The 2,432-nt window shown below is 62.4% G+C and carries 2 protein-coding genes; one reads left to right on the forward strand and one right to left on the reverse strand.

The window, feature by feature from the left end:
* Position 1: 1 nt before the first annotated feature.
* Positions 2-1,096: a thiamine phosphate synthase gene (locus tag IQ241_RS25120; RefSeq protein ID WP_193912537.1), complete on the reverse strand. Its 1,095-nt coding sequence runs from the start codon at positions 1,094-1,096 to the stop codon at positions 2-4.
* A gap of 247 nt (positions 1,097-1,343) precedes the next feature.
* Here IQ241_RS25120 and IQ241_RS25125 point away from each other — a divergent pair.
* Positions 1,344-2,432, forward strand: a 1,089-nt coding sequence (locus IQ241_RS25125; RefSeq protein ID WP_193912539.1) for a DUF1565 domain-containing protein, incomplete at its 3' end; no start/stop codon positions are given.

Raw genomic sequence — 2,432 nt, forward strand, 5'->3', positions numbered from 1 at the left:
GCTACTGTTCATGGGGGCGGATAGTCTGAGCCTGGGACAGCTGACGGATCAGTGACTGGGCCACCGATACGGGCTGATCGGTCTGCATCAGGGCGCGGACGACGGCGACCCGCTCGGCGCCCGCCTCGAGCACCGCCGCCAGGTTATCGGCATCGATCCCGCCGATGGCAAACCAGGGAACGGTAGCGTGCTCCCGGGCATAGCGCAAATATTCGGCCCCCGCCGCTGATTTACCGGGCTTGGTCGGGGTCTCATAGACCGGCCCGACGCCGATATAGTCAGCCCCTTCGGCCAGCGCCCGCTGCAGCTCTTCGGGGTTGGTGGTAGAGCGCCCAATCAGCCGATCGAAGCCTAAAAGCTGGCGGGCCGCGGCCACTGGCAAATCCTGCTGACCTAAATGCACGCCGTCGGCGTTGGCGGCTAGCGCCAGATCGACTCGGTCATTGACGATAAACAGCGCCCCGTAGCGATGGCAGAGGGCGCTCATCTGCTGGGCCACCGCCAGCCGTTCGCAGTCATCGGCGGCTTTTTCGCGATACTGGACGAGGCTGGTACCCCCTTGCAGCGCCGCCTCCACCGTCGGCAGCAGCTGCTCACTAGGCGAGGTGACCAGATAGAGTCGCGATCGCGCCAGCTGCTGCCGACGCTGATGCCCCAGTAGCTGGCTGTCCAGGTCGTAGACCCGATAGCGCATCTGCTTACAGGCCGCTGCCATCTGCCGGTCGTGCAGCTTGCCGTATTCCTCCAGCACCCGCAGCGCCTCCTGGGTACGGCTGAAGTTGACCTGCAACACCTGCGTCAGGCTGGTGCGCTCGGCTTCCTGGGGATGGGTCAGGTGGGTGCCGGCGTCGCCGGGCGTATCGCGAGCCAGCCGAATTTCGGGGGTATGCCAGGCGGCCAGCAGCTGCCGCAGCTGCTTCAGCTGCTCGGTCAGGGCTGAGTCATTCAGGCCAAAGCGACACCATTCTTCAATAATCCGCAGCCCTTCGCGAGCCCGATCCAAGTTGGCATCCAAAATTCGGTAGAGGGCAAGCCGATCGAGATCGCCCTCTACCCCTAGCCTATCCCTAGCCCGATCCGGTGAAAACGTCTGCATAAGCCCTGTCAAGACGGGGAAACAGTCTTATCCTACCAAGTCGAAATCCAGATCACGTGCCAGATCGGCTCACGACGACGCCAGAACTGATTCAAGCGATCGATTGCCGGGTCTTCAATTCGCTTGGCAGGGGTTGACAAAAGGCCGCAAGTAGCCTCAAATATGGCAGAAATAAGCAGATCTCGCCCAGACCATTCCGCTCCCGGGCCGATCCGCTATCACCAGTTCGGGGTGTGACGTGGGGTACATGCGGTTAAAGTTCTCGAAGTTCTCAGCGGCTTTGATCGCGATCGCGATCCTACTAACGGCGGCTAGGGCCGAAGCCCGCCCGCAGCGGCGAGCTCCGCGGGCGGCCCAGGATGAGCCGTCCCCGCTGCGGCCCGGTCGCCCAGCCCCGATTTCTCACCAGACCCTCTATGTCGATCCGGCGGTTGGCAGCGATCGGCAGGCGGGCAGCCAGCGTCAGCCCTTTCAAACGATTACCCACGCCCTCAGCGTTGCCCAGCCCAATACGGTAATCCTATTAGCCCCGGGTGACTATAGTCTGGCAACGGGAGAGACCTTTCCCCTTCAGCTCCAGCCGGGCGTGACCTTACAGGGTGGGCCAGGCCGCGGGGGTCAGCCAGCCACGATTCGGGGTGGCGGCGAGTTTGACAGCCCCGCGCGATCGCAGCAGAATGCCGCGATCCGCGCGGCCGATCGGTCGGGCTTAGCCCATGTCGCCATCGTCAATACCCAGGGCCACGGCATCTGGATTGAGGCCGGCAGCCCCACTATTTTAGAAAGCGTTCTGTTTGGCAGCCAAAACACGGGTATCTATGTCGTCAATGGCGCGCCGACAATTCAAAACAGCTATTTTTCGCAAAACGGCATGGCGGGCCTGGTGATCTTTGGCGATTCTCCGGCCCGGATACAGGGCAATACGTTTGAAGCCACCGGGGTTGGCATTACCGTAGCCGCCGGGGCAGCGCCGGAAATTAGCAACAATCGAATCATCGGCAATGAAACCGGCCTGATGCTGCTGGGCAACGTCCAGCCGGTTTTGAGAAATAACGAAATTACGGGTAACCAGCGGAACGGGGCTGCCACCGAGCGCCCTAATCAGCCCGAGGCTGAACCCGAGACTAAGACCACCGCCGTCGAGAACGCCAGGTCTATTAGCCAGCCGTCCCCGCTAGCTGCTGCCGAGACGCTGCCCACAGTCACTGTGACGCCCCCCGCTTCCCGCTGGCCCGAAGTGACCACCGAATCCGGCGATTTCCAGATTGCGGACCGACCCCGGCCTAGGATTTTAGAAGACCGCGGTCCCAATCTAGACGAGCCCGAGCCCCTGGAT

The sequence above is a fragment of the Vasconcelosia minhoensis LEGE 07310 genome (assembly GCF_015207255.1).
In the GTDB taxonomy this organism is placed as follows: domain Bacteria; phylum Cyanobacteriota; class Cyanobacteriia; order Phormidesmidales; family Phormidesmidaceae; genus Vasconcelosia; species Vasconcelosia minhoensis.